This window comes from Serratia sp. T13T92 (assembly GCF_047530105.1).
Lineage (GTDB): Bacteria > Pseudomonadota > Gammaproteobacteria > Enterobacterales > Enterobacteriaceae > Chania > Chania fonticola.
Genome location: NZ_JBLJAK010000001.1, coordinates 111,884 through 138,142 on the forward strand (window position 1 = coordinate 111,884; position 26,259 = coordinate 138,142).

21 protein-coding genes, 1 pseudogene and 1 riboswitch are annotated in these 26,259 nt (G+C 55.0%); of the genes and pseudogenes, 14 read left to right on the plus strand and 8 right to left on the minus strand.

Annotated features, from left to right (window positions below; all coding sequences use genetic code 11):
• Window positions 1-8: 8 nt before the first annotated feature.
• The 11 genes from ACMV5I_RS00465 to bhsA all read left to right on the plus strand — a co-directional run bounded on the left by ACMV5I_RS00465 (window position 9) and on the right by bhsA (window position 16,781).
• Window positions 9-2,393 (plus strand): DUF5682 family protein, encoded by a 2,385-nt coding sequence (locus ACMV5I_RS00465; RefSeq protein WP_414823401.1) that lies wholly within the window; start codon window positions 9-11, stop codon window positions 2,391-2,393.
• Window positions 2,393-3,517, plus strand: a complete 1,125-nt coding sequence (locus ACMV5I_RS00470) for a VWA domain-containing protein (RefSeq protein WP_024530986.1) — start codon at window positions 2,393-2,395, stop codon at window positions 3,515-3,517. The genes ACMV5I_RS00465 and ACMV5I_RS00470 overlap by 1 nt, the downstream gene beginning before the upstream one ends.
• Window positions 3,514-5,568, plus strand: coding sequence for an SWIM zinc finger family protein (locus tag ACMV5I_RS00475; RefSeq protein WP_414823402.1), 2,055 nt, complete (start codon window positions 3,514-3,516; stop codon window positions 5,566-5,568). The genes ACMV5I_RS00470 and ACMV5I_RS00475 overlap by 4 nt, the downstream gene beginning before the upstream one ends.
• Before the next feature lie 33 nt (window positions 5,569-5,601).
• Window positions 5,602-5,698: riboswitch (yybP-ykoY riboswitch) on the plus strand.
• 150 nt (window positions 5,699-5,848) lie between these two features.
• Window positions 5,849-6,865, plus strand: a complete 1,017-nt coding sequence (locus ACMV5I_RS00480) for a sodium:calcium antiporter (protein WP_414823403.1) — start codon at window positions 5,849-5,851, stop codon at window positions 6,863-6,865.
• A gap of 181 nt (window positions 6,866-7,046) precedes the next feature.
• Window positions 7,047-8,216, plus strand: coding sequence for an efflux RND transporter periplasmic adaptor subunit (locus ACMV5I_RS00485; protein ID WP_414823404.1), 1,170 nt, complete (start codon window positions 7,047-7,049; stop codon window positions 8,214-8,216).
• Complete coding sequence (locus ACMV5I_RS00490) at window positions 8,213-11,389, plus strand: efflux RND transporter permease subunit (RefSeq protein WP_414823405.1); 3,177 nt, start codon at window positions 8,213-8,215, stop codon at window positions 11,387-11,389. Before ACMV5I_RS00485 ends, ACMV5I_RS00490 begins: the two co-directional genes overlap by 4 nt.
• The gene (locus ACMV5I_RS00495) at window positions 11,386-12,855 is read left to right on the plus strand and encodes an efflux transporter outer membrane subunit (RefSeq protein WP_414823406.1); all 1,470 of its coding nucleotides are present in this window, start codon (window positions 11,386-11,388) and stop codon (window positions 12,853-12,855) included. Before ACMV5I_RS00490 ends, ACMV5I_RS00495 begins: the two co-directional genes overlap by 4 nt.
• Window positions 12,856-12,931: 76 nt before the next feature.
• Entirely contained in the window at window positions 12,932-15,487 is a 2,556-nt protein-coding gene (locus ACMV5I_RS00500) for a heavy metal translocating P-type ATPase (protein WP_414823407.1), read from the plus strand.
• A gap of 249 nt (window positions 15,488-15,736) precedes the next feature.
• Window positions 15,737-16,246: a Cu(I)-responsive transcriptional regulator gene (gene cueR / locus ACMV5I_RS00505; RefSeq protein WP_174334053.1), complete on the plus strand. Its 510-nt coding sequence runs from the start codon at window positions 15,737-15,739 to the stop codon at window positions 16,244-16,246.
• A gap of 56 nt (window positions 16,247-16,302) precedes the next feature.
• Window positions 16,303-16,500 (plus strand): heavy-metal-associated domain-containing protein, encoded by a 198-nt coding sequence (locus tag ACMV5I_RS00510; RefSeq protein WP_024486782.1) that lies wholly within the window; start codon window positions 16,303-16,305, stop codon window positions 16,498-16,500.
• 20 nt (window positions 16,501-16,520) lie between these two features.
• A complete protein-coding gene (bhsA, locus tag ACMV5I_RS00515; RefSeq protein ID WP_179247464.1) occupies window positions 16,521-16,781 on the plus strand; it encodes a multiple stress resistance protein BhsA in 261 nt (86 codons plus the stop codon).
• A 73-nt stretch (window positions 16,782-16,854) separates the two neighbouring features.
• Here the strand turns inward: bhsA and ACMV5I_RS00520 are convergent, their stop codons facing one another.
• Both ACMV5I_RS00520 and ACMV5I_RS00525 read right to left on the minus strand, forming a co-directional pair.
• Window positions 16,855-17,391: a dihydrofolate reductase family protein gene (locus tag ACMV5I_RS00520; RefSeq protein WP_414823408.1), complete on the minus strand. Its 537-nt coding sequence runs from the start codon at window positions 17,389-17,391 to the stop codon at window positions 16,855-16,857.
• Window positions 17,392-17,522: 131 nt separating this feature from the next.
• Window positions 17,523-18,701, minus strand: coding sequence for a hypothetical protein (locus ACMV5I_RS00525; RefSeq protein ID WP_414823409.1), 1,179 nt, complete (start codon window positions 18,699-18,701; stop codon window positions 17,523-17,525).
• Between the two features lie 305 nt (window positions 18,702-19,006).
• Between ACMV5I_RS00525 and ACMV5I_RS00530 the strand changes: the two are divergent.
• A pseudogene (locus ACMV5I_RS00530) lies at window positions 19,007-19,897 on the plus strand (hypothetical protein).
• 90 nt (window positions 19,898-19,987) lie between these two features.
• On the opposite strand, the gene ACMV5I_RS00535 reads toward ACMV5I_RS00530, so the two are convergent.
• From ACMV5I_RS00535 to ACMV5I_RS00545, 3 genes are read right to left on the minus strand one after another with little or no spacing between them, the layout of a single operon-like run.
• Entirely contained in the window at window positions 19,988-21,046 is a 1,059-nt protein-coding gene (locus tag ACMV5I_RS00535) for an NAD(P)/FAD-dependent oxidoreductase (protein WP_414823410.1), read from the minus strand.
• Window positions 21,047-21,105: 59 nt separating this feature from the next.
• Window positions 21,106-21,660 carry a GNAT family N-acetyltransferase gene (locus tag ACMV5I_RS00540; protein WP_414823411.1) on the minus strand — a complete coding sequence of 185 codons (555 nt, stop codon included), beginning with the start codon at window positions 21,658-21,660 and terminating at the stop codon, window positions 21,106-21,108.
• 59 nt (window positions 21,661-21,719) lie between these two features.
• A complete protein-coding gene (locus ACMV5I_RS00545; RefSeq protein WP_141132232.1) occupies window positions 21,720-22,124 on the minus strand; it encodes an NUDIX hydrolase in 405 nt (134 codons plus the stop codon).
• A gap of 151 nt (window positions 22,125-22,275) precedes the next feature.
• Here ACMV5I_RS00545 and ACMV5I_RS00550 point away from each other — a divergent pair, with 151 nt between their 5' ends.
• Window positions 22,276-22,656: a VOC family protein gene (locus ACMV5I_RS00550; protein WP_414823412.1), complete on the plus strand. Its 381-nt coding sequence runs from the start codon at window positions 22,276-22,278 to the stop codon at window positions 22,654-22,656.
• 330 nt (window positions 22,657-22,986) lie between these two features.
• On the opposite strand, the gene ACMV5I_RS00555 is transcribed toward ACMV5I_RS00550, so the two are convergent.
• Entirely contained in the window at window positions 22,987-23,307 is a 321-nt protein-coding gene (locus tag ACMV5I_RS00555) for a hypothetical protein (protein ID WP_202671736.1), read from the minus strand.
• Window positions 23,308-23,635: 328 nt separating this feature from the next.
• Window positions 23,636-24,334 carry an RluA family pseudouridine synthase gene (locus ACMV5I_RS00560; RefSeq protein ID WP_414823413.1) on the minus strand — a complete coding sequence of 233 codons (699 nt, stop codon included), beginning with the start codon at window positions 24,332-24,334 and terminating at the stop codon, window positions 23,636-23,638.
• 95 nt (window positions 24,335-24,429) lie between these two features.
• Here ACMV5I_RS00560 and ACMV5I_RS00565 point away from each other — a divergent pair, with 95 nt between their 5' ends.
• A complete protein-coding gene (locus ACMV5I_RS00565; RefSeq protein WP_414823414.1) occupies window positions 24,430-25,047 on the plus strand; it encodes a histidine phosphatase family protein in 618 nt (205 codons plus the stop codon).
• Window positions 25,048-25,123: 76 nt separating this feature from the next.
• On the opposite strand, the gene ACMV5I_RS00570 is transcribed toward ACMV5I_RS00565, so the two are convergent.
• The gene (locus ACMV5I_RS00570) at window positions 25,124-26,020 is read right to left on the minus strand and encodes a PhzF family phenazine biosynthesis protein (protein WP_414823415.1); all 897 of its coding nucleotides are present in this window, start codon (window positions 26,018-26,020) and stop codon (window positions 25,124-25,126) included.
• Window positions 26,021-26,259 lie beyond the last annotated feature (239 nt).

The window sequence follows — 26,259 nt, forward strand, 5'->3', positions numbered from 1 at the left end:
GCTGCGTAATGAATAAATCACCGGAAATCATCGGTATCCGCCACCACAGCCCGGCCTGTGCCCGGCTGGTAGCGGCGAGAATTAACACGCTAAAACCGCGCTACGTGCTGATAGAAGGGCCGATGGACTTCAACTCCCGGCTCGATGAGCTATTTTTGCCCCATAAGCTGCCGCTGGCTATCTTTAGCTATGGCGTGCCGCAACAGCCTGGGCAGGGCGTGCGCAGAGGTTCGTGGTCACCGTTTGCCGAGCATTCTCCAGAGTGGCAGGCGCTGCAACAAGCGCGGGTGATCAAGGCGGAAATACGCTTTATGGATCTGCCGGCCTGGCATGCTGCGTTTGCCGATATTGCTAACCGCTACGCCGATTTAGCCGATGCCGAACAGCAGCAACGGGCAGAGGATTTTGAACAGGCACTGAGCCTGGAGCTGGGCATTCAGGGGCGCGATGCGCTTTGGGATCGGTTATTTGAAGATCAGTGCGATGTGCAGGAGTTGGAGCAACGTCTAAGCCACTATTTCGAACGGTTACGCGGAGAGGTTCCCGGTTCGCAGGGCAACCAGGATCGTGAAGCCATGATGGCCCGTTGGATCCGCTGGGCCATGGATCAACAGGATGGGGCCGTGTTAGTGGTATGTGGCGGCTATCACGCACCCGCCTTGATGAAGCTGTGGCAAAACCTCCCCAGTGAAGAACATGAGCCTGAACTGCCCGCTATAAGCCAATGTTTTGACGATTGGCAAGGCGACACTCAATACACCACCGGCTCTTATTTGGTGCCCTACAGCTATAAGCGGCTGGATGCTTTCACCGGCTATGCCTCGGGCATGCCGTCACCGGCGTTCCAGCAGTGGGTGTGGGAATTTGGCCTGGAGCAGGCCGGGCTATACGCTTTCCAGCGCATACTTGAACGGCTGCGCAAGCTAAACCTACCGGCGTCTACCGCCGATATGGGCGCGGTTTATCTACGGGTTCAGGCACTTGCGCGGCTGCGCGGCCACCAGTTGCCACTACGCAATGACTGGCTGGATGCCATGGCCGGTTCGCTGGTGAAAGAGGCGATGGATGTCCCGCTGCCGTGGACCTATCGCGGTCCTTTACGGCCAGGAACCGAGCCCATCCTGGTGCAGATGATGGCAGTTTTAGCAGGGGAGTCTCACGGCAAGCTGGCAGCCAATACGCCACGTCCGCCGTTGTTGATTTCACTGGAACTCGAATTAGCGCGGTTGGCGATAACCATTCCCTCGGAGGTCAAACTCGACCTGCTTAAACCTGAAGATCGCCAGCGCAGCAGAGCCCTGCATCAGTTATCGCTATTGACGATCCCGGGAATCCACTGCCTGAAGGGTGTTGGGCAAGCCATGTCTGGCGAGATGAGCGAACACTGGCAGCTTCGTGCGCCGCTTGAGCAGGTTGCTGCGCTGATTGAGGCGGCCTCCTACGGCGCTACGCTGGCCGATGCGGCACTGGCCAAGCTGGAAGAAGCCTTGCTGGAGCTGCACGGTAGCCAGGGGATGGTGGTAGCGCTGGTTAAATTACTGAATCAGGCGGCGTTGGCCGGTCTGGCGGATTTCAGTAGCCGAGTCGTAGAACAGCTCACTGCGGCGGTGAGCCAGGAAGGGAACTTTGAAGACCTGGGCTTGGCGCTGGAAGCGGCCCACACGCTCTATCGCCACGGTGAAAGCGTAGGTATGCAAGGATCAGCGATCTTGTTGACGGTGATCCAGATAACCTTCGACCGCGCGTTATGGCTATGTGAAAGCTATGGCAGCGTGAACCCCGCCGACAGCCATCGGCACATTGCGGCATTTCAGGCGATCCGCTTGGTGACGCGGGATCTGCTCGCGCTGCCTGATGCCGACCGCAATACGTTATTTCCCGCGCTGGAAGCCGATCGCGCGCTCACCGTTTGGCAAAGAAAAGCCGCGTCTACCGATGCCGATCCGCTTAGCCGTGGTGCGGCATTGGGCGCATTACTCAGCCTGAATGACACCCAGCCTGATACCGCATCACCGAACGCACAGCCGTTAGCGCTGCTGGCCACCCTGGCAGCCAATAAAATGGGTGATGCGCTCAGCGGATTGATTGCGTTGGCGCGCCACCAGTTGACCCAGGATTTAACCTTTGTTGACGGCCTGAACCAGTTGGTTACCGCACTGGACGACGAAGACTTCCTGCTGGCCTTACCCGCGATGCGCGGTGCATTTGCCTGGCTGCCACCAAGGGAGCGCGGTGAGTTTGCCCGCCAGATACTGGAACTCCATCAGGCGAGCCATCTACCGGTTTCGTCATTAAATCGTGAAATTACTGCCGCAACGCCGCAGGAGATTGCCGCTATGCAACAGGCCGAAAAGCGGGCACTGGAAATCCTTGGCCAATGGGGGCTGGCGTAATGGCAAATCAATTAACTCCAGAGTTACAGCGCTGGCGCTTGCTGTTAGGCGAAGCCGCCGAAGCCTCGTTGGGTGAATTAGACGATCACTATCGCTCAGTTGATAGCGCCCTGGAATGGCTGTATGGCCGGGATCCGGAACGTTTGGCCCGCGGTGAGCGCGGAGCCAGCCTGGGTAAGTCCAACCTGACTACGCCTGAGTGGATTAATGAAATTCATCAGTTGTTCCCGAAAGAGGTGATTGAACGGTTGGAAGTGGACGCGGTTGAGCGCTACGGCATTGACGATGTGGTCACCAATCTTGACGTGCTGGAACGTATTGAACCCTCGGAAGCGTTACTGAAAGCGGTGTTACACACCAAACACTTGATGAACCCGCAGGTATTGGCCGCCGCACGCCGATTGGTGGCGGAAGTGGTTCGGCGGATCATGGAACGCCTGGCACGTGACGTGCGCCAGTCATTTTCCGGCAGCCGCGACCGGCGCCGTCCCTCGCAGGTCAAGGTGGCGCGCAACTTTGATTTTAAACGTACCGTTGCCGATAACCTGCACCGCTGGAGCCCACAGCACGGCAAGCTGTTTATCGAAACCCCGGCGTTTATGAGCCGGGTTAAACGCCATAGTGAACGTTGGGACATCATCCTGCTGGTAGACCAGAGTGGCTCGATGGTGGATTCGGTGATCCATGCCGCAGTGATGGCGGCCTGCCTGTGGAATTTACCGGGCATGCAAACCCGGCTGGTCGCCTTTGATACCGCGGTGGTGGATTTGACCGCAGACGTCAGCGATCCGGTTGAATTGCTGATGAAAGTACAGCTAGGTGGCGGCACCGATATCGCCAAGGCGGTGGGCTATGCCCAGTCCTGCATCACCAATCCCCAGCGCACGATCGTGGTGGTGCTGAGCGATTTCTTCGAGGGTGGCAGCGAGAGCGAGCTGGTACGGCGGGTGCGTACCTGCATTCAGGCCGGAGCCAAAGTGCTGGGGCTGGCAGCGTTAGATCACCAGGCCAACCCACAATACGATCGTGACATGGCTAACCGACTGGTCGCGGTCGGCGCACAAATTGGCGCCATGACGCCCGGCGAACTGGCGGCCTGGCTGGCAGAAAAGGTACAAGGATGACTAAACGTTCCGATTTACTCGAACTCACGCCGGAAGCCCTGATGGCGTTAAGCAACGCGGGCTTCGTCAAGCGCGCGCAGAAAGAGGTCGCCGAAGGAAAACTGCCTGAACTGACAGAGCGTGACGACGGCTGTATTGAGGCCAAGTTCGGCGACGGCAACCAAGTCACTTTTCCGCCAGGAAAAACCTTGCGGGATGCGACCTGTAGCTGCCCGGCCAGCAGCATGTGCCGCCATCGGGTCACGCTGGTCCTGGCCTATCAGGCGTTACATGCTACCGGGTTGCCCCCAGAAGCTGACGATGCTCAGCCGCAAGAATCTGCACCGGCTTGGTCACCGGCCAGATTTAGTGAACAGCTTAGTGATGTCCCGCTCTCGGTCATTAGCCGGGCTAAAAAGCTGATCCAAGGCAGCGTCGTAGTGCAGTTGAGCAAAGGCAGCGGGGCGCAAGCCACTCCGTCTGCGCGTTTACCGATGTGTGACGTGCGATTTTTCTCCCGCAACAGCCTGGCCCATGCACGCTGTGACTGTATTCAGGAGACGATTTGCGAACATATTGTGATGGCGGTCTGGGGTTTTGAGCAGGCCGAGATCAGCCAGCCAGACTTTGAGCAGTTAACGCTGCAAATCCGCTTGCCCGACGGCGAAAAGGCGCAGGCAAACGCCTTATTCGACCAGTCAGAAGCGGTGCTATTACAAACGTCGTTGGATAAATTGCTGCTCAAGCTGTGGGCGGACGGCAGCAGCCAACCAGAGACGGCCATCAAACCGCTGATGGCGGAAGTGAGTCGCCATGCCCAGCAGCTTCAGTGGCGCTGGGTTAGTGAAAGCCTGGCGGATATTCAGCAAGGGATGGCCGATCAGCATAATCGTTCAAGCCGCTATCATCCGGTCGAATTCTTGCAGCGCATCAGCGGGCTTTCCGCCCGGTTAGTCGCGGCCAGGTGCATGGACCAACAGGCGCAGCAGCAAGCCTTACCACGCCTTCCGGCGGCAGAAATTCTTGGCCTGGGCGTCAAAGGTGAGATCCAACTGGAACATCTGAAACTGGTATCACTCGGCGCGCGTTATTGGGCCGACGAGCTGCAGGAAGGGGTGGATCTGATCTACACCGACCCGGACTCCCAGGCGCTGATGGTCATTGAACGTCAGTGGCCTAAAAATAGCGATCCACAAGGCGTGGCGACGCCGATAGGCAGCCGCAGGATTGCCGGCCACCCGGTAAAAAAACTGGCGGCCTGCCAGGTGATCACCAATGCCGCCAAGCGCCGGGCAAACGGGGCGTTAGACATTGCCAGCGGTAAGCAATATACCAGCGTGTTGCCGCTCTCTTCCCGGGCGTGGGAGCTGCTGGGGGAACCGCTCAGGCAGCCTGATGCGGCAGCGCTGAAACGTCATCTCCAGCAGGTATTGCCGGATTTTGTACGCCCCAGACAGCCGATCGAACAGCTGCATATCTTACCGGTTAGCGAGGTGCTCGACTGGTGCTGGGACCCGGCCTTGCAGTGCCTGCAGATTGATATCTTAAGCGGAGAGGATCGTGATGACAATTTGGTGACGGTGTCACTAAATTACGATAGTGCCGCCCCTCAGGCTACCGAGGCATTGGCCAGGGCAATGCTCACACCAGCAACTCCGCCACGGTTGATTTCAGGCAGGGTGAAGATCGAGTCAGGCAAGCTGTTTATCGAGCCATTGGCCGTAGCCAGTGACACCCAGATATTCTCGCTGTGCGCCGATGAGGCTGAGCCTTTCCCGATGGAACGCCAGGCCGATCTGCAACAGCGTTCAGGTATGCAGCAAGCGTTGGCAGACACTGAAACGTTGCTGGCTCAGTGGTTACAGCAGGGGATCCGGCATCAAGGAGGCCGTGGGATTGAGCGGGTGGAAACGTTGGCCGAGGCGCTAAATGGCTTTGGCCTGGTGCAGCTGTCTGCAGGGTTAAACGAGTTACCCGAGCGTATTCGTTCCAATAACCACACGGAATTAGTCCAGCGGTTGATGACGATTTATCAAACGCTGCGCCTGGTGAAAGACCGGCAGAGTCATTGACTTTGACAGCGCCATGACAGTTCGACTAAGCTTGCCCCACTCATTTGGGGAGTAGCCTTCCTTCATCAAGAAGGAGGATGTGTCAACATACTCAGCAAGTTGCTGTGGCACATCCGTCGATCAGATTGGCGAGACCATAGGGGTAATATTTCTTTTGGATTGGACGAGGAATATTACACCATGGTTTGCTACGTCCAGTCGGTATTTCCATAATGACCCTTTTTTCTGTTTTACTCTCAAATTACCTCACCAAAAAGCCGGGCAAACTGAGGGCTAAAGGATGACGCTGTCATTTTTTCAGCTCGCGATATCCTTAGTCATCATCTTGATTGCTTCTGAAATTTTCACCAATGCCCTGGAGCACCTTGGCGAAAGGTTGAAGATCTCTGAAGGGGTAACCGGATCGCTTTTTGCCGCCATTGGTACCGCCTTACCTGAAACCATGGTACCCATTTTGGCCCTGGTTGCCGGCACGTCGGCGGCTAATGTTAACGAAGAGATTGGCGTGGGGGCGATATTGGGCGCGCCGCTGATGCTGTCTACGCTGTCGATCTTTTTGATGGCGCTGGCCGTGGTAAGACGGCGGGGTATTAACGGGTCTATCACCCCTGAGCCCACGGGGTTTATACGGGATACGCGTTTCTTCCTGATGGCTTTTGTATTGGCCGCAATCGCCTTGTTCATTCCCGTGGAGATGAAAATCGCCAGGATGGGCGTCAGCGTATTGTTGGTCTTGCTTTACGTCACCTACATTGTAAAAACCTTACACGCATCGAAAAAATTAGTGGCTGAAGGCAATGGAACCGCGGCAGATAACGTTATGTTCTTATCCCGGGTAGGATTGCCCACCACGCTATTTACCATCATCCTGCAAACCTTAATTGGTTTGGGCGTATTGGTGGCAGGGGCTTTAGGCTTTATAGACGGTGTGGCCGCAGTATCGGAAAAGCTTGGCATTTCTGTGTTGCTACTTTCATTGATTATCATTCCTATTGCGACCGAATTGCCAGAGAAGGTGAACAGCATTCTATGGATACGCAAAGGGAAGGATACTCTGGCATTAGGCAATATTACCGGCGCAATGGTTTTCCAAGGCACCATATTACCCGCCATCGGGATATTATTGACGCCATGGCAACCCCGGCATGAAGTGCTGATCGGGGTGTTTATTACGCTTTCATCGGCATTCTGGCTGTGGATCAACGCCAGAAACAAAAAGCTGAAAGTGTGGATGCTATTTATTAATGGGGCTTTCTATTTCACTTATATTATCGCCTCAATCTCATTTAGCGGCTAAAAATCACCCCTCCTGAAATGCTATTGCAGCGGCCGTTGGAGCCGCTGCAGTCAGCGTAACTCTGCTCCAACTTGGTCTCTCATTGCCCGCCGTAAAAAATACTTGACCTTCCAAACGTGACAAGCCGGATAAAGGCAGCCTGCCAAACCTACTGTCGACCATCGTCGCGAAAGGTAAACCGATGCAAGTCAAAGCTATAACCCTGCTCACTGCGGCGATAAGCGCCGCGTTCATGATCTCCGGATGCGAGGAGGCGGTGCCCTCCGGCGGCGCAGCTCCCAAACCGCCTAGCGTTCCGGTGGCCGAAGTTGTCGTGCGCCCGATAACGCCTTTTGTGGAATTTACTGGCTCGCTTACTGCGGTCAAGCGGGTTGAACTCCGCCCACGAGTCTCTGGCTATCTTCAGGAGGTTAGCGTGCCCGAAGGGCGCTTGGTTAATCAGGGAGACCGGCTGTTTCTCATTGATCCTCGGGAGTTCGTAGCCGCTGTGAACGTTGCCAAAGCACGCCTACGCGAGGCTGAAGCAGCCTCGTTACTCGCCAAGGCGGAATATGCACGCGCCGAGAAGCTGTTTGCGCAAAAGGTCGTCGCTCGGGCGTTTCTTGATACCGCCACAGCTGCAGTAAACGCGGGAAAAGCTCAGGTTGATGCCGCCAAAGCCGCGCTGGATGCTGCGCAACTGGATTTGAGTTTCACCCGCGTCACCGCGCCCATCAGCGGACGTGTCGGCCAAACCCTGGTCACCGAAGGTAACTATGTTGCCAGTGGTGTGACGCCGTTGACGACCATCGTCTCGATCAATCCGCTGCATGTTTATTTTGATGTCGACGAACGTACTTATTTACGTTCTCTCGCCGCTGGCCGAACCAATGCAACTCCAGAGTCGGCAAAGGCAACCAAAGTCATGGTAGCGCTGATCGCCGACAAAACCTACTCGCGGTCCGGCCATGTCGATTTCCTCGCCAACGCTGCCGATCGCGGTACGGGAACGATGCGGGTACGCGCGGTGGTGGACAATCCGGATGGGCAATTAACGCCCGGGCTGTTCGCCAAGGTCAAAATGGAGATCGGCACTCCGCAGCCCAAGGTACTAATTTCTGACCTGTCGATTGGCACCGACCAGGGCAGCCGCTATGTGCTGGTCGTTGGCAAAGGCGATACAACAGAATACCGGCCGGTCGAACTTGGCCCGATGGCCGATGGAATGCGGGTAATCGAACAAGGTCTGCAAGCGGGTGAGCGCATCGTCGTCAAGGGATTGGTTCGCCCTGGGATGCAGATTACGCCACAGTCCGCGGCGATTGACGGTACGCCTATTGCGCTGCCGCAAACCTCAGGAGGCGCGCAATGAGCTTTCCACGTTTCTTCATCGATCGGCCGATCTTTGCCATCGTGCTCTCGGTGCTGATGGTGTTGGCTGGCACCGTTGCCTTCTTCCAATTACCGCTCAGCGAGTATCCGGCCGTGACGCCGCCAACCGTGCAGGTGACGGCCTCCTACCCGGGCGCCAACCCCAAGGTGATCGCTGAAACGGTGGCCGCGCCGCTCGAACAGGCGATCACCGGGGTAGAGGGCATGTTGTACATGTCGTCGCAATCGGCCACCGATGGCCGGATGATCCTGACCGTGACTTTCGCCCAGGGAACCAATGCCGATATGGCACAGGTTCAGGTGCAAAACCGGGTCGCCCGTGCGTTGCCGCGTTTACCTGAAGAAGTGCAACGCCAGGGCGTGGTTACGCAAAAAACCTCGCCAGATATTCTGATGGTGGTGCATCTGCTATCGCCCGATAAGCGCTACGATCCACTGTATATTTCCAATTACGCCTACCTGCAGGTGCGCGACGAGCTGTCCCGTATTCCGGGGATCAGCGACGTACTGGTCTGGGGGGCGGGTGAATACAGCATGCGGCTGTGGCTCGATCCAAACCTGATCGCGGCACGTGGGCTGACGGCTGGCGACGTGATAGCCGCGGTACGCGAGCAGAACGTACAGGTGGCGGCGGGTTCGGTCGGCCAGGCTCCCAACTCTACCGCCGCCTTCCAGGTGACTGTGAACACCCTCGGGCGATTGACCGACGAAGAGCAGTTCGGCGATATCATCATTCGCACCGGCGCGGATGGCCAGGTGACGCGCCTGCGGGATGTCGCCCGTATCGAGATGGGCGCTGATGCCTACGCTTTGCGTAGCCTGCTCGATGGTGAGCCCGCCGTGGCGCTGCAAATCATTCAAAGCCCGGGAGCCAACGCGCTGGACGTCTCGCAGGCGGTGCGAGCCACCATGCAGCGGCTTGAAGGCAACTTCCCGGCCGGACTCAGTTCGCGCATCGCCTATGATCCGACGGTGTTTGTCCGGGCCTCGCTGGAATCGGTAGCTACCACGCTGTTGGAGGCCATCTTCCTGGTGGTGATCGTGGTGGTGCTGTTCCTGCGCAACTGGCGGGCGTCGCTGATCCCGCTAATGGCCGTGCCGGTATCACTTATCGGCACCTTCGCCGTGATGCATCTGATGGGGTTCTCGCTCAACACCTTGTCGCTGTTTGGTTTGGTGCTGTCGATTGGTATCGTGGTCGATGATGCGATCGTGGTGGTGGAGAACGTCGAGCGGCATATCGAAAATGGTGAAGATCCTCCGCAAGCCGCCAGGAAGGCGATGGACGAGGTCACCGGGCCGATTATCGCCATCACCTCGGTGCTGGCCGCGGTGTTTATCCCAACCGCCTTCCTCAGCGGTTTACAAGGCGAGTTTTATCAACAGTTTGCGCTCACCATTGCCATCTCGACCCTTCTGTCGGCGGTGAATTCGCTCACCCTCAGCCCGGCGCTTGCCGGGCTCCTGTTGCGGCCACGTAAGGTGGGGATCACTCACGATCCTCGTAGCCTGCGTGGTCGTGTTGAACGGAGGTTTGAGCGGTTGGTCCGGCCTTTCCAACGCGCACCTGACGCCTATGGCAACACGGTCCGCAAGGTTGTGCGGGTCAGCGGCCTGGCCCTGGTGGTTTACGCTGGGCTGCTTGCGCTGACCTTCTTCGGCTTCAAGGCCGTACCGCCGGGCTTTGTCCCCATGCAGGATAAATATTATCTGGTTGGCATTGCCCAGCTTCCCAACTCGGCATCGCTGGATCGCACCGAGGCTGTGGTTAAGCAGATGTCGAAGATCGCACTGGAGGAACCCGGTGTTGAAAGCGTCGTGGCATTCCCGGGGCTTTCAATCAACGGTTTCGTTAACGTGCCAAATGCCGCCGTGATGTTCGTGATGCTCGACCCATTCAAAGATCGCACGACAGACGACCTCAGCGCGATGGCGATCGCCGAGCGCTTACAGGCCAAATTCGCCAGCATCCCCGACGGATTCCTTGGCGTATTCCCGCCGCCACCGGTGCCAGGATTGGGTGCTACCGGCGGTTTCAAAATGCAGGTTGAAGATCGTGGCGGTGCCGGGCTGGATGCGCTGGTTCAGCAAACTCAGCTCCTGATGCAGAAAGCCAGTGGCACGGGGCAGGTGGCCGGGCTGCTCACCAGCCTTGACGTCAATGCACCGCAGCTCGACGTCAGTATCGACCGCACCCAGGCGATGAGCCAAGGCGTTCGTCTGGCGGACGTCTTTGAGGCACTCCAGGTGTATCTCGGCTCGCTGTATATCAACGACTTCAACCGCTTCGGCCGCACCTACAAAGTCACGGCTCAGGCCGATGCGGATCACCGCATGCAAGCTGAAGCTATTGGTCGGCTGCAAGTGCGCAATGCGGCCGGGGAAATGCTGCCGCTGTCCGCGTTTGTCACCGTTACGCCAAGTTCCGGCCCGGATCGCGTGATGCATTACAACGGTTACCCCTCGGCGGATATTTCCGGCGGTGCCATGCCGGGTGTAAGTTCCGGACAGGCGGTGGCGCTGATGGAACAACTGGCGCAGGAAGTGCTACCTGAAGGCATGAGCTTCGAATGGACCGAGCTCACCTACCAGCAAAAGCTGGCCGGAGATTCGGCGCTGTTTATCTTCCCACTCTGTGTACTGCTCGCTTATCTGATCCTCGCCGCGCAGTACAACAGTTGGCTGCTGCCCCTGGCGGTCTTGCTGATCGTACCGATGTGTCTGCTGAGTGCGATCGCGGGCGTCTGGTTGGTGGGGGGAGACAACAACGTGTTCGTTCAGATTGGGTTGATCGTGTTGGTGGGGCTGGCTGCCAAGAACGCCATTCTGATTGTTGAGTTTGCACGCAGCCTCGAATCCCAGGGTTCGAGCGCACTTGAGGCGGTTATTGAGGCTTGTCGACTGCGGTTACGACCGATCCTGATGACTTCGCTGGCCTTTATTGCTGGCGTGGTTCCACTGGTGTTGGCCAGCGGCGCAGGGGCGGAAATGCGCCACTCCATGGGCATTGCGGTGTTTGCTGGCATGCTCGGCGTGACGCTGTTTGGCTTGTTCCTGACTCCGGTCTTTTACGTGGTGATGCGTGGTCTTGCCGCCCGCGTCGAGCATTATCGCTCAACATCAAAACAACGCATCAACGGGAACCAGCCATGAGAGATCGCTATCAAGCTGTGCTACTTCCTCTGAGTGCGCTGTTGTTGCTGGCTGGATGCTCGGCGGTGGGGCCTGACTATGCACCGCCATCGTCGCCGCTGCCAATCAGCTTTGGTGAGCCAACTGCCGAGCTCGGTACGGGGGCCGTCGAGGTTGAGTGGTGGCGTACTTTCGACGATCCGGCGCTAACGGCCTTGATCCAGCAGGCATTGGCCGCGAACCATGATATTGGCATCGCGGCCATGCGGCTGGAAGAGGCCAAGGCCATGCTGCGAGAGGATCGCCAGAGCTTCCTGCCCAGCGGCGGCCCCGCGCTTAGTTATGAGAACCGCCGTTGGGGAGAAGTGGAAATTTCACCTGACCAGCCGCGTCAACGCGAAAGCTATCGTGGAGCCATCGATGCCGCTTGGGAACTCGATCTGTTTGGGCGCGTGCGGCGTTCGGTGGAAGCTGCACAGGCACAAACTGGCTCACGCGAGGCGTTACTGCGTGAAGTGCAGGTGAGCGTCATTGCTACGGTGGCCGCTACCTGGTTCGAATTGCGCGGTATCGAGGCCGAAATTGCCGCTGTAACCGACATCAGGCAAAGCCAGCGTGAAAGCCTGAAGCTGGTTGAGCAGCAGGTCAACGCCGGTTCCGCCAGTGAGTTTGACCGACTGCGTGCCGAGGCGCTGTTACGTAACGTTGAGGTGGCCATGCCTGAGTTGGAACGCCGCCGGGCGGCAAGCATCAACGCACTGGCCATCCTCCTCGGCACAGTCCCTCAGTCGTTCAGGCCGCCAGCAATTGTGCCGTTGGATGATTCGTTGTCCGTACGAACTATTGCCGTGGGCGATCCCGTATCGCTCCTCTCGCGGCGTGCCGACATCGCGGTGGCGGAACGGGACCTTGCTGCGGCTACCGCCCAGATTGGCGTCGAGACGGCCGCGCTCTATCCCGAGATCCAGGTGCAGGGATCGCTCGGCTTTGTGGCTGGGAGTCTTGATGCGCTGAACGGTGCCGAGGCTCTATCGGGTTTTATCGTGCCGGTTATTCGCTGGTCGCTGCTGGATATCGGCCGCACGCGCGCCCGGATCGCCGCCAGTGAAGCCCGCAGCAAACAGGCCTTGATCGTCTATGACCAGGCCGTATTGCGTGCCTTGCAGGAAACGGACGATGCCTTTAAAGCCTATGGCGCTGCGGGCAGCACGCTTGAGCTGCGCCTGCTGGAGTCTGCGGCCAATCGCGAAGCTGCTCGTCTGCTCCAGGTGCGGTTTGCCGAAGGTGACGGTCTCTATCTGGAGGTGCTCGATGCCGAACGCGCTGACTTTGCCAGCCAGCGCGCGCTGGCCGTCGCACGGACTAACCAGCAGCTTGCCATTGTCAGCATCTATAAGGCGTTGGGCGGCGGTTGGGAAGTCTGTACCCAGACGGAACGCAATTGTAATGGGGCCAGCGGCATAGCCAATTTCCCCCCACAGAACTGATTGCTAACAGGCCTTGACCTTCCCCTGGTGGGAAGGTTTAAGCTTTTTGTTACCGAAACTTCCCAGGAGTAGAGCCATGGCTTCCGTTTCCCTCCCATCAGGTTCCAATCAAGCGGCTCGTCTGAGCCTGCCGGTCGAAGGAATGACCTGTGCATCGTGCGTTGGCCGTGTCGAGCGCGCACTAAAAGCCGTTCCCGGCGTGCAAACGGCCATGGTCAATCTTGCCACTGAGCGGGCAGATGTCACCTTTAGCGGCGTGGCCGATCCACAAGCAGCAGTTAGTGCTATCGAGAGCGCCGGTTACGCCGTCCGTGAAGAGACTACCGAACTGGCGATAGAAGAGATGACCTGCGCATCCTGCGTCGGAAGAGTTGAGAAGGCGCTGACACAACTTCCAGGCGTCCTCTCTGCCAGCGTCAACCTGGCGACCGAGCGTGCGCGGGTACGGCACCTCGCCGGGGTTATCTCCACCGCTGACCTTGAAGCGGCGGTTGTGCAGGCGGGTTACAAGGCCCGCCGTTTGTCTGCCGAAACGCCGAATGTAAACGATCAGGATACTGAACGCCGCGAAAACGAAGCGCGCGGCTTACGCCGCTCTTTGCTGATAGCGGGCATTCTCACTTTGCCGGTCTTTATCCTTGAGATGGGCTCGCACCTAATTCCTCCTATGCACCATTGGGTGCAGGGCGTGTTGGGTGAACAGACGAGCTGGTATATACAGTTTGTGCTCGCCACCCTGGTGCTGTTCGGCCCGGGCCTGCGCTTTTTCCGCAAGGGCATCCCGGCGTTGTTGCGCGGGGCTCCCGATATGAACTCGCTGGTGTCGGTGGGTACGGCAGCGGCGTACGGCTATTCGGTGGTGGCGACATTCATTCCCGAGGTGCTGCCTAAGGGAACCGCTAACGTTTACTTCGAAGCCGCCGCGGTCATCGTGACCTTGATCCTGCTTGGGCGCACGTTGGAAGCTCGCGCCAAGGGGCGAACGTCGCAGGCCATCAAACGACTGGTCGGGCTTCAGGCCAAGACCGCGCGCGTTGAACGCAATGGCGAGACCGTTGAGATCCCGCTCGATCAGGTGACCACCGGTGATGTGGTGTTCGTTCGTCCAGGGGAGAAGATCCCTGTCGATGGCGAAGTCGTCGAGGGGGCATCTTATGTGGATGAGAGCATGATCACCGGCGAGCCGTTACCCGTATCGAAGGGCGTAGGCGCTGCCGTTGTGGGTGGCACCATCAACAAGACCGGTGCTTTCAGCTTCCGCGTCACCAAGGTTGGGGCCAATACCGTACTGGCGCAGATCATCCGTCTGGTTGAGGAAGCGCAGGGCTCCAAGCTACCGATCCAGGCGCTGGTCGATAAGGTGACCATGTGGTTCGTCCCGGCAGTGATGGCTGCCGCCGCGCTGACGTTCCTGGTCTGGCTGATCTTCGGCCCGGATCCGGCGCTGACCTTTGCGTTGGTGAATGCGGTGGCGGTGCTGATTATCGCTTGCCCGTGCGCCATGGGGCTGGCTACGCCGACATCAATTATGGTCGGTACCGGGCGCGCCGCAGAACTTGGCGTGTTGTTCCGTAAAGGGGAAGCCTTGCAGGCGCTGCGTGACGTGAGCGTTATCGCCCTCGACAAAACCGGCACCTTGACCAAAGGGCGTCCAGAACTCACCGATCTCGTTCCCGCTAAAGGTTTTGAGTACAGCGAAGTGCTGGCTCTGGTTGCGGCGGTTGAAACCCGCTCTGAGCACCCGATCGCCGAAGCGATTGTGCTGGCCGCCAAACAGCAGGGCATCACGCTGGCCACCATTGAAGGCTTCGACGCCGTGCCGGGTTTTGGTGTAACGGCCAAGGTTGATGGCAGGGTGGTCTCCGTCGGTGCAGACCGGTTCATGACGCAGCTTGGTCTTGATGTAGCGAGCTTCAAGTCTGCCGCCCAGCGCCTGGGCGAACAGGGTAAGAGTCCGCTCTATGCCACTATTGACGGTCGCCTGGCGGCGGTGATTGCAGTTGCCGATCCGATCAAGGAAACCACGCCAGAGGCTATTAAGGCGCTGCACGCTCTGGGCCTCAAAGTGGCGATGATCACCGGCGACAATGCGGCAACGGCGGCCGCGATCGCCAAACAGCTCGGTATTGATGAAGTTGCGGCAGAGGTGTTGCCCGACGGTAAGGTTGCAGCGCTGAAAAAGTTCCGGGTCAATGGTGCGCGAGTGGCCTTTGTGGGGGATGGTATCAACGACGCCCCTGCGTTGGCGGAAGCGGATGTTGGGCTGGCTATCGGTACCGGTACGGATGTGGCTATCGAGGCGGCCGACGTGGTGCTGATGTCTGGTGACCTGCGCGGGGTGCCGAACGCTATCGCACTCAGCCAGGCGACGATCCGCAATATCAAACAGAACCTGTTCTGGGCCTTTGCCTACAACGCGGTGCTGATCCCGGTGGCGGCGGGCACGCTTTATCCGTTAAACGGTACCTTGCTTTCGCCGATCTTCGCGGCGGCGGCGATGGCGCTCTCCAGCGTCTTTGTACTCGGCAACGCGCTGCGGCTTAAGCGTTTCCAGGCTCCAATGACGGTTGATGCCTCTAGCAGAACGGCGGAAAGCGGGGCGGAGATTATCCCCATCACCGCAAGTAAATGACCCATGTCGGGCCATGGTGATACCCCTCACCCTAACCCTCTCCCACAGGGAGAGGGGACCGACCGTGCTACAACTGGATTCAAGTGTTCACCTTAGCTCCGGAGCTTCGAGGCTGTGTAAGTTGGCCTCCACACCTGACCGCAGCTCCGTATCAGCTCCCTCTCCTTGGGGAGAGGGTTGGGGTGAGGGAGACCAGCGAGCTTAACCAGTAACAATAACGCTAACTGTAGCCCTATGAAGGAGTGAACGATGAATATCGGTCAAGCAGCCAAATCCTCCGGCGTTTCAGCCAAAATGATCCGCTACTACGAACAGATCGGTTTGATCCCCAAGGCCATACGCTCGGATGCGGGCTACCGCCATTACAGCTCTTCGGACGTACATAGCCTGCGCTTTATCCGCCGCTCACGCGACCTTGGGTTTTCTGTTGAGCAAATCTCGGCGCTGTTGGTGCTGTGGAACGACCGGGACCGCGCCAGCGCCGACGTCAAAGAAATGGCGCTTTCCCACGTCGCACGGCTAAAAGCCAAGATCGCCGAACTGCAGGCGATGGCAGAAACCCTCGAGTTCCTGGCCGATCACTGCCACGGTAATGATCGCCCAGACTGCCCGATCCTGGCTGATTTAGCCGAGCCAACCACAGCGACAACAGTGCCAAATAAGGCACCAAAGTTCGGTGTTGCGTCCGGTGTGCTAAAACGCGGGGAAAAGGGCTTTGCTGTTGTAACGAAAGAGAAAATTTTGCAGAAAAACCTTTGACCTTGCCACGCTGGCAAACCTCATAGTGATCTGACACCAACCCGATGGAGATCAATATGCATCATTTCACTGTTCCCAATATGACCTGCGGCGGCTGCGCTAAATCCGTCACCAAGGCGCTACTGAGCGTTGACCCACAGGCCCGTATCGAAACCAACCCGGCGGCAGGTGAGGTAAAGGTCGACAGCACTTTGGCAGCAAGCGAGTTACTTGCGGTACTTGGCAAAGCGGGTTACCCAGCCCGACATATCTGAATAGCAAAGGAGATCCTGGTATGAAACCTGTCAAAATGGCCTTCGCCGCACTCGCGTTGGCAACGCTTTCTTTCTCTGTCATGGCGGCCACGCTGGTTGATGTTGCGCCTGCCAATCAGCAGAAAATCGGCGTGATTAGCGCCTGTTCAAGCAGCAACAGCTTGAGCAGCCTCCAGCGTGAACTGGAGAATAAGGCTAACGCAGCGGGGGCAAGTGCCTATCGCATTATCGGCGCTTCCGGCAACAACCGTATGTGCGGTACGGCCGAGATTTACCACTGATTGTTGTCACTAGAGAAGCCGCTTGATGCGGCTTCTCTATTCTGCCCTTTTATTCCACGCTGACTAATCGCAACTATTTTCTTATAGTTAACACGCTTTCTAACGCACCGCTTTGTAAAAACCTGTTCGTCACAGGTGTCACAACCACACTACGGTTGACGGGTAGGATCTTGATCCCTTCACCCAGAAATACGGGAATGGTTGTGATATATAATTGGTCTAACTCCCCAGCATCGGCGAAAAATGCAGCGGACTTACCCCCTCCAACGACCCAAACATCCTTACCTTTTGCCGCCAGTTTTGTATGCCGGGCAATATCATTAGCATTGCCACTCACTTTACTTATGCCTGTGCCTTGCGGTATTGCCAGATCCTGACTTGTCAAAATGAACGCCGGAACATCTTTATAAGGCCAGTTGCCATGGGCATTTTCCATTATCCAGCTGTAGGTTTTGCCTCCCATAATCACCGCACCAATACTCTGGTAGAAGTCATCATAAGGTGTAGCATCATCGCCTAAAATAAAATTAGTCAGCCAGTCAAGCTCATGATCCTGGGTGGCAATGTAGCCATCCATCGATGCTGCAACATAATAAATTAACTTCGACATTCGATATCCTTTATTTGCTAAGCGGGCGCAGCACATTGCAGCGCCCCTACGTTTTGAGCCTGTTGGGTGTTGTCAGCAGTCTTGCTACTTGCGCTTCTTCGGCGAACTTCACCACTTTATCATCAGGCGTATTAGGATGCAGGCAAGGCCGGATTCTGGGCTATCTCTTGCCTCAACGCCTCAAATGGGCACTGGCTGAATAAGTGGAGGATCGCTACCGGAGTCAAAGGGTTGAGTGCCAGCGAACGGTTAAACTGGAACAGGCTGCTGGCAGTGTCGTACAAATTGGTTTCAGAAGCCGGAAATTGAGAATAACCAAAGGTGCGGAACGGCGGCATTTTATCGTGCACTTGAGGACACCTAACCGCAAGTTGTTCCACCCAACGAGAAAAGATTGGCCAATCTATCATGTCATCTTCCGCCAGTGCTGCCATACCGGCAAAGCACTCCTCGGTAAAAACATAAGGATGCTGCGCCAGCTTTTGCCATACGACGCGAGCGGCGGTGCTCGGATTTGGATTAAGGAAAAACTGCCGGTTATGAGCCAGCCTGCCCAGGACAAACAGATCCATTGATTGGCTAAGCTGGGTCAATATATGGCTGGATATCGCGCGTTCCGCCAGTTCACCTCTGACCCAGACATTGACGTCGTCCAGTAGCTCCCTCATCAACGCTTCATCTTCATGATAGCGAGAAACCAGCCGGCACCTGACCAAATGAGAAGGATCTTTGGTCAGTGACTGCAACAGGGCCTGAGAAGGATTAACCAGCCGGAAAATCATATTTTCACGCACGGTTTCATCCGGATGATAAATAGCAATATTTGCCCAGCACGCTGGCCAACCTGGGTTGTTATCCAGCTTATCGAGGATCGGGCCAATCGGATCCATAAAATAGTCGGAGTAAACTTTGTCCGCAGCACAGTCTTGATCCGCTATCGATGCCATAGGCCGGCTGACAAGCCCCTCAATCAGCGCAGAAAAGCCTGAGGTTAACGCCTCCCATGCCAAAGTTTCGCTGGCATACTCCCAAGGCTGCCAACGCCAGACCAACTCTGGCCATATCATGCAGGGGACAATAAATGGTTGCTTGCTTTGCTGCGCCACCTGGATTTTCAGTTCCAGCGAAAGCGCAGGCAGCATATCAAGCAAGGTCTGCGTGGTGGTGTCCTTCGAGTTAGCGACGGCTTTTAAAAAACGATCCGGGAACGCCGCCCAGCCGTGTTCAATCAGCAGGGCCGAAAAATCAGGCGCATTGAGGAGCTTACTGACGGTGTTACTGCGGGCTTGGCTTAAGTCTGAGATGTCCATGGATCGCTGCTTTTGATTATTCCTTCAGTGGGGGAATACTATCCGATTCGCGATACGCTGGATAGGCTGCACCAGCCGCGGAAAGATGACTAAACTGCTGCAGACAAACCCTCACCGGGCTCACAATGATGGGGAGGTGCAGGCATCTTCCGTAATAATAATCAAAAGGTTAGTATTACTTTACAGCTCAATACCTACAAATTCAGCAAACCGAACCTTCAAAAAGGGATAATCTCGTGACCATACGCATTAGGCTCACTGTCGCAATAACATTGCTTGCTGTGACACTGCCTTTATTAGCTAAAATGCCAGAAAACTTTGTCTATACCAGCTCCGGCGATCTCGAAGCGGCGTCAGTCATTATGGCGCGTAGCGACATTGGTGGTGCGCAGATCGTTTACAATTGGCGCTAACTCGAACCCGAGAAGAACAAATACAACTTTTCGCAGATTGAGCAGGATCTGGCTCGTCTCAAGGGAGCCAAGAAAAAACTTTTCATTCAGATCCAGGATCGGTTTTTCGAACAGAATGCCCGATACGTTCCTGATTATCTGATGAATGATGCCAGGTACGGTGGTGGGATATCGCCACAATTTGACAATCCTGGCGAAGGAAAGCCGATTGGCTCGGGTTGGGTGGCACAGCAGTGGGATCCAGCTGTACGCCAACGTTATCAGGCTCTGTTGGCAGCGCTTGCAGAGCGTTTCGATGGCCGAGTCTATGGTGTGAACTTACCCGAAACAGCCATTGACCTTGACGAGAAAAGGCCACCCAAGGGATTTACCTGCGATAACTATTTCGCAGGCGAAATGGAAAATCTCACCTTTGCGCGCAAGGTGTTCACCAAGTCACATGTGGTGCAATATGTAAATTTCTGGCCGTGCGAATGGAACAACGACCACAATTACATGGGGCGACTGTTTGAGTTCGCCAGTGCCAATAATATAGGACTTGGCGGTCCAGATATTGTTCCCAACCGCAAAGCGCAAATGAAGAACTCATATCCGTTCTTCAACAAATACAAAAATAAGCTGGCACTCGTTGCCATGGCGGTGCAAGAGCCGACCTTGACCTACAGGAACCCCAATACGGGCAAGCCATTTAGCAAGGATGAGTTTGTACAATTCGCAGAAGACTATCTCGGTGCAGATATCATTTTCTGGAGCACATCGTCCCCCTGGTTGGCGAAGAAATAGGTAGCGGTCGCTACGAAAAGAAAGGTTCACGGGGTAATCATGGGGGCAGGTCACGGCCCGTTATATTTTCCCCGGGAGGCTGAGCAGTTATTAATAAGCACCAGATGATCGAGTCGTTAAACGAGTAGGTCGATAGCTTTCAGGAATTTCCGGGTTTTTACCGATGGTCAGTTCTTCACTCACCATCCTTCCGACCGTTGCCGCGCAGGTTACGCCAGGGTGCATGACCGCCACGTAAATGCCCTTTATATCATCAATAAACCCAATGGCAGGATGTCCGTCCTGCGGTACAGGTCGTTGTCCTACCGACTGACTGAGAAGATAGGCCGATGCCGTTCCTTGTAGCCTGCTTTTTATCGCCGTGAGGGTTTCAGATGCCACGGCTTCAGTATCACCCGTAACCGGATAATCCTCGGCCGCCAGAAGATCCCCGTTAAATGCATGGCGAACTTCAATGTCATCGCCGGATATTAGGGTATTAACAACGTGCTTTGTCACGCGGTAACGGAGGAGAATGGCTGGCGAAGCCACGATCGGGAGCGAAATCCCTATCATGCTCAGCAACGAAGTTATACCCGTCCCGCTGGCCAGAATGACACAATCCGCGTCCAATATGCCTTCCGCTGTTTCGATGCCAATTATTCTATTTCCCTCTTTCCTAAACCCGGTGACGAGCGTCTGTGTTCTCAACTCCGCGCCAAGACAGCAGGCCTTATCCAGCAGGGCTTGGGTGGCCTCTGTCGGATCCATTGCGCCATCCTGAACGGCATAATACGCCCGTGAAGGTGGGGCATTCATCGCTGGCTCCAGCCGGGATATATCAGACTGCTGAAGCATTTTCGACTCATCTTGTTCGCAAGGCGAATCGGCCCCGTAACTTAGCGCACCAACCCAACGTATACAAAGCTCCGGAATTTCTTTTTCTAACCTGTGCCAGTCTTCCGCCGACGCTCGGCGAAGAAGTGCATCCGGGGCATCGTCACTCACAGTGGTGTGGATCCAGCCAAAAGCGCTGCCGGTGGCACCAGAAGCTGGTTGCGCTCGATCGATAACGGTCACTTTTATTCCGCGGCTGGCCAAATGATAAGCGATTGAGGCCCCTATAATCCCCGCGCCCACAATAATCATACTTTTTTTAGTGCAACACATACCGTTTCCTCGCATAAAAGGGCCCAGGCATTAGCAAAATCCGCCGTAACCCCTCGGCATTAGTTTTGTGGCCATTCTTGCTTCAGTAGCGCGTAAATCAGTTCATCGCCCCATTGACCATCAAAGCGATCGTTCTGTCGTAAATGCGCTTCTTTACGCATGCCCAAACGTTCGACCACGCCGATAGAGCCGCGATTGGCTGCATCAAGTCGGGCAAAAATGCGGTGGAAACCCACTTCGGTGAAACCGCGTTCCAGCACCGAATGTACAGCTTCTGCCGAATAGCCTTTACCGGCATAAACCGGGTTAAAGATATAACCTATTTCTCCTTGTAGCGCCGCTCTGCTGGCCAGTTTAAGCAACACTTCACCAATAAGTTCGCCGCTATCCTTCAATGTGACGGCACAATAAAAAGTGTCACCATCTTCACTGAAACGTGAGGCTACGGCCTTTGCCAACCGGTTTTCCATTTGCGCCTGCTCTGGCGGTGGAGCATACAAGTAGCGGTAGACTTCAGGCAGGCGATGGTAAGCCGCATAGGAGTGGAGATCGTCAGGGGTAAAACGGCGTAGCCGCAGGCGCTCGGTGGAGAATGGCAGGGTAATCGAATGCAAGAAATTATCCTTTTCTAATGTGTTGTTATGGTGAAGGGGTCGATACTACCAATGACCCGTTAACGTTCCAGCATAGAAAGAATATGATTTTTGGTAAGCGGGGCCAGTTGCACCGGCTGGTTGCTAGAAGGTTCAAACCATATCACTTCTTCGATTTCTGCCGCGGGCAGAAAGTGGGTCTCTTCAGTGCTGACTCTGAACATGTCAGCAATCAGCATATGTCCAGGCTCGTTTGCCGCGATATCCGTAAAACGCCCTAGTGGGACCATCTCATTAGGGTTGAAGGAAGTATTCAGTTCCTCTTCCAGTTCACGAGCAAGTGCCACCTCCGGCCGCTCACCGGATTCAATTTTTCCACCCGGTTGCATAAACCACTCCGTGTTGCGTTTTCTGACCAGAAGGACCCGGCCAGCCCGATCGGTTATGACGGCTGCAGCTATATGAATTTGCTTACTCTCTGACATTCTGAATCCCGTTGTTTGGTATAAAAGCACCCCGCGTGAAGGCATCAAATGTACCAGAGTGGGGAGGGTGATTCCTAGCCTAGTGAGGCAAAGCAGATCCTCTAACCTGTGCTACGCTCTGGTCTACAAAATCTTGAAGTGGAACTACATAATGACTAAACCTGCTGCCAGCTTTCAGTCCAGTTCATTTGTGATTGCAGTTCGCGATCTCAAAACAAGCTCTGCTTATTTTAGCGATGTCCTGGGATTTGACTTGGCATGGCCGGAGGGGATGGGCTGGCAACTAGCCACCAGGGGATGCGTGCGTATCATGTTAGGTCATTCGCCGGATGCTATGTCACCCGCAGATACGGGCGATCACAACTATTTTGCCTATCTGTATGTCGATGATGCCCAGGCTCTTTATGAAGAGTTTTTAAGCAAGGGGGCGATCATGCTGGCTCCCCCTGTTGATAAACCGCATGGCATGCGTGAATTTACCTTAGGGACCCCCGAGGGTCACAGAATGATGGTTGGCCAGGATCTCGATTAGCCTGTGTTTACCCGCTGTGATCCTAGGAAGAAACAGGGCGTTTTATACTTAATCTGACACTTTCTGCTTTGGGTTGTATAAGATCTGACCGCCCGCTCAGTGCCAGGAGCGGACGTTACTCATAGCTCAAGCAAACCGCTCCCTTAACCCTTAATGAAGAATGGAGGGATTGGTATTAATAGGTGAATATCGGAAGGTCTCTAACAGGGAAAGGGCCGTTTTTAGGGGATAACTATATTGCCATCTAGTCACCGTAAGAATATGCACAGAGAGAGCATATTTTACAACAGCCCTCTCAGTTTTATGCAAAGTAATAAAACTTGGGAATATTTAAACGCATTTGAACGTCAGGCGAGCAACGCCATTAACAAGTAAGTGTGTATCAATATCAGTTTTGACTTCACTCATGGATTTATTTTGTACCCTACAAAAATCAGAAGCCTTTTTAGTTGCAGTGCCAATAGCTCCTTGTATACGACCTGCAGCAGGAGCTGCTTCTACCTCAGTGAGATAGTCCCCATTATCCAGTTTTTTGACATCAGACTGATATGTCAAACCCAGGCCTTGAAACTGTGTTTTATCATTTTGCACAGCGCAACCGCTTAAAAAAGCACCAATTAAAATAGTGGTAGCAATTATTGATTTTTTCATGTGAAGAATAATCCTTATGTATTTGGTTAGCCTCTATTCTACAAGCTGGAATGAAACATTAATTAAACCAATTGCTATTTATAGATTTGCATAAGGTTATCGTATTGAATATTTGGAGAAATAAATCACACTAACCGACAAACAAGAACGTCAGGTGATCTGCTCCACATGATTCAAGACACATCGATGTAAGTATGCATTCCTAACTTCCGCTCCTCGCTCTTAGCCTACATGGTTCTCCCCAGTGGCTGGAAACGAACTTTGCAAGCACTCCGTTGAATTAATCAACGGAGTGCAGGTCACGACACCGTGAGAGATACTTTCACTTTCAGAACGGGCAGGCATTACAGGCCTTAATTAACTCTTCACTAATAGGGTGAACAAAATGCAACTCACTGGCATGCAGCATCAGCCGCGGTGTCCGTTCGGTGCCTGGCAGCAGGAGACCGCCATATAGATCGCAGCCCAAAATAGGGTGTCCCAACTGCTGGCAGTGAATACGCAATTGATGGGGGCGCCCGGTCTCCGGGGTTAGTTCTACACGCGTCAAAGGCAATAAAGTCCCGTCTTCCAACTCGTGATAAAAGCGTTCAACAACACGATAGTGGGAGCGAGCGGGCTTGCCGTGGATTGAGCAAATCGACATTAGTGGGAACAGCGCCGGGTCTTTGGCAATCGCAGCGTCTATCACCCCGTTGTTGTCGTTCAGGTGTCCGCAGAGCAGTGCACTGTAAACTTTGGTCACGGTGCGCTGGCTGAACTGCTGGCAGAGGGCGGCGTTGATAGCCTTATTGCGTGCAACCACCATCAGCCCGGAAGTACCGAAATCAAGGCGATGGGCGAGGGTGCAGTCGGGGAATATCTTTACCAGCCGATGATGTACCGAATCGAGATTTTGCGGATTCTTCCCCGAAAGGCTGAGCAGTCCGGCGGGCTTATTGATAAGCACCAGGTGATCGTCCTGATAGAGGATCTCTATCTCGTCATGGCACGGCGGGGCAATAAAAGTATCGAAAATCGTAGACATCAGGCTGCCGGATGGAGAGTGGATGTGGATAATAGCGAATTTTCAGCTGGCTGGCGAATCTGGCCGTTAGCCTGATGGAACAACGGTAATTTTTGATGAAAGTGATACTTGTACGACATGCGCAAACGGAATGGAATCAGCGCGGTATTATTCAGGGGCATATGGATAGTCCGGTGACTAAACGAGGTGTGCTCGAGACATCAGCGTTACTTGAAGCGTTAACGGAGGCAGCTTACCCTACAGACTGTGTCTACGCATCCCCACTTGGTCGTGCCTGGCATATGGGTCAGGCACTAGCGGATCGTTTTCTCTGCCCGTTGGTTGCGGAACCCGGGCTGAAAGAGCAGGCATTCGGTCACTATGAAGGGATGACACGGGAGCAAATACAATCTGACTATCCCAGTGAAGCAGAGTCGCTATTTGGGCGAGATGCGCAGTTTTGTCCCCCTGGCGGCGAGTCGCTGACGCAGGCTTCTCAGCGAGTTATCAATTTTTTGCACAACCAACAAGCAGTAGCTCCACACCAGACAATATGCATTGTAGCTCATGGCCAAGTCAGCCAGGGCGTTCTGGCCTTGCTCAAAGAGGGAAGAATCGACAATTTTCCCCGTTATGCTCAACCGAACGCGAGCTACTCTGTTTTAGACCTGGCTGGGGATAAATGCGTCACTCTCCGATGGGGGATCGCGACACATTTACTTAAGCTATTGTGATTCGTCATGAACAATCATTAAGACCGGGAAAGGGTACCCGGTCACAATGTCGATACTCCGTAAATTACCGCCACAGCTAAATGTGCAACTGACCATTAATCAGCGTGCAGCTCTGCCCACCAATCCAAGGCTCACCGTCAATAAAGCGAACACTAACCCGGCCATCGCGATGTAGTTGGGTACCTTGTCGAACCTGATACCCCTGTGCAGTCGAGCTACCGTCGGGGAAGTTACTTGACTTCAACAAACGGGCCAGGCATGCATTGGCACTGCCAGTCACTGGGTCCTCTACCAACTTACCCCCTTCAACCAGAAACGCTCGCATTTCATAATCTGCTGGCTCACCCGATGAATAGGCACCATAAATCACCACACCATCAACATCATGATCAGTTTGCAGCTTCTTAATCATGGCTTGATCCGGCGTCATCGTCAGGCAGGATTGAGCACTTGGCATACGTACCACCAGCCAGCGAATACCCATGTCGGCAATCACCGGTATCGTATCGGCTTCAATAACCGCAGGTTGAAAAGCTGCCATTAGCGCTTCCCTTTCCTCTGTATTCAGCGTTCGAAGCGTTACCGCAGGTGCAGCAAACGCCAGTGTTCCTTCAGGTGAAATATTGACCGCAACCAGACCAACCCCGCACTCTTGCATCACCACACCCGGCTGTTTGGTCACCAGCCCAGCCTCCAGTAATGCATGGGCCGTACCCAAAGTCGGATGTCCGGCAAAGGGCAACTCTTTTTCGGGGGTAAAAATGCGCACCTGATAATCGGCTAGCGGATTAGTCGGTTTGAAAACAAACGTCGTTTCCGAAAGATTGGTCCAGCGAGCTAGTGAAAGCATCTGCATTTCATTCAAGCCCTCTGCCTCCAGGATCACCGCCAAGGGATTACCCTGCAATGGCGAAGTGGTAAATACATCCACCTGTTTGTAGGCGCGAGGTTTCACATCATCTTTTCTGAGCATTTGCCGTCATCCGCTAGATATAAGGCTTGATGATAACGCTATTAAATGACGCACATCAATTGCTAATACCTTAAATTGGTTGGCTTTTGTGATACGTTGGCACTCATTGAGATTGATTTAACGCCAATGGTTATCACCCAAGCCAATAGAAAAACTTTTAACAGATGCTAAATTTTACCGTTTGCCGCCGATCATCAAGTTCTACAAACTAAGCGCGTCTGATAGAACCTTTAGCCCTC

Excerpts from the sequence above, each read along its gene's own strand:
- ACMV5I_RS00465 (WP_414823401.1), top strand. The coding sequence starts at position 9 with ATGAATAAATCACCGGAAATCATCGGTATCCGCCACCACAGCCCGGCC.
- ACMV5I_RS00470 (WP_024530986.1), top strand. The coding sequence starts at position 2,393 with ATGGCAAATCAATTAACTCCAGAGTTACAGCGCTGGCGCTTGCTGTTA.
- ACMV5I_RS00475 (WP_414823402.1), top strand. The coding sequence starts at position 3,514 with ATGACTAAACGTTCCGATTTACTCGAACTCACGCCGGAAGCCCTGATG.
- ACMV5I_RS00480 (WP_414823403.1), top strand. The coding sequence starts at position 5,849 with ATGACGCTGTCATTTTTTCAGCTCGCGATATCCTTAGTCATCATCTTG.
- ACMV5I_RS00485 (WP_414823404.1), top strand. The coding sequence starts at position 7,047 with ATGCAAGTCAAAGCTATAACCCTGCTCACTGCGGCGATAAGCGCCGCG.
- ACMV5I_RS00490 (WP_414823405.1), top strand. The coding sequence starts at position 8,213 with ATGAGCTTTCCACGTTTCTTCATCGATCGGCCGATCTTTGCCATCGTG.
- ACMV5I_RS00495 (WP_414823406.1), top strand. The coding sequence starts at position 11,386 with ATGAGAGATCGCTATCAAGCTGTGCTACTTCCTCTGAGTGCGCTGTTG.
- ACMV5I_RS00500 (WP_414823407.1), top strand. The coding sequence starts at position 12,932 with ATGGCTTCCGTTTCCCTCCCATCAGGTTCCAATCAAGCGGCTCGTCTG.
- cueR (WP_174334053.1), top strand. The coding sequence starts at position 15,737 with ATGAATATCGGTCAAGCAGCCAAATCCTCCGGCGTTTCAGCCAAAATG.
- ACMV5I_RS00510 (WP_024486782.1), top strand. The coding sequence starts at position 16,303 with ATGCATCATTTCACTGTTCCCAATATGACCTGCGGCGGCTGCGCTAAA.
- bhsA (WP_179247464.1), top strand. The coding sequence starts at position 16,521 with ATGAAACCTGTCAAAATGGCCTTCGCCGCACTCGCGTTGGCAACGCTT.
- ACMV5I_RS00520 (WP_414823408.1), bottom strand. The coding sequence starts at position 17,391 with ATGTCGAAGTTAATTTATTATGTTGCAGCATCGATGGATGGCTACATT.
- ACMV5I_RS00525 (WP_414823409.1), bottom strand. The coding sequence starts at position 18,701 with ATGGACATCTCAGACTTAAGCCAAGCCCGCAGTAACACCGTCAGTAAG.
- ACMV5I_RS00535 (WP_414823410.1), bottom strand. The coding sequence starts at position 21,046 with ATGTGTTGCACTAAAAAAAGTATGATTATTGTGGGCGCGGGGATTATA.
- ACMV5I_RS00545 (WP_141132232.1), bottom strand. The coding sequence starts at position 22,124 with ATGTCAGAGAGTAAGCAAATTCATATAGCTGCAGCCGTCATAACCGAT.
- ACMV5I_RS00550 (WP_414823412.1), top strand. The coding sequence starts at position 22,276 with ATGACTAAACCTGCTGCCAGCTTTCAGTCCAGTTCATTTGTGATTGCA.
- ACMV5I_RS00555 (WP_202671736.1), bottom strand. The coding sequence starts at position 23,307 with ATGAAAAAATCAATAATTGCTACCACTATTTTAATTGGTGCTTTTTTA.
- ACMV5I_RS00560 (WP_414823413.1), bottom strand. The coding sequence starts at position 24,334 with ATGTCTACGATTTTCGATACTTTTATTGCCCCGCCGTGCCATGACGAG.
- ACMV5I_RS00565 (WP_414823414.1), top strand. The coding sequence starts at position 24,430 with ATGAAAGTGATACTTGTACGACATGCGCAAACGGAATGGAATCAGCGC.
- ACMV5I_RS00570 (WP_414823415.1), bottom strand. The coding sequence starts at position 26,020 with ATGCTCAGAAAAGATGATGTGAAACCTCGCGCCTACAAACAGGTGGAT.